1 pseudogene is annotated in these 255 nt (G+C 68.6%); it reads left to right on the plus strand.

The annotated features are described in order from the left end of the window. Window positions 1-255: pseudogene (locus ACLJNW_RS26720) on the plus strand (ornithine carbamoyltransferase); the annotation flags it as partial.

Here is a 255-nt window from a genome sequence, read left to right on the forward strand (position 1 = left end):
ACCGTGGCCTGGATCGGCGACGGCAACAACATGTGCAACAGCTATATAGAAGCGGAGCTGAAGTTCGACTTCCAGCTGAGCGTGGCCTGCCCCGAGGGCTACGAGCCGAAGTCCGAGTTCGTCGCCCTTGCCGGCGACCGCCTGCGCGTCGTCCGCGACCCGCGCGAGGGGGTGGCCGGCGCGCACCTGGTGAGCACCGACGTGTGGGCCTCGATGGGCCAGGAAGACGAAGCCGCCGCGCGCATCGCCCTGTTC

Source organism: Salmonella sp. SAL4457 (assembly GCF_046548235.1).
GTDB classification, from domain to species: Bacteria; Pseudomonadota; Gammaproteobacteria; order Enterobacterales; family Enterobacteriaceae; genus Salmonella; species Salmonella enterica.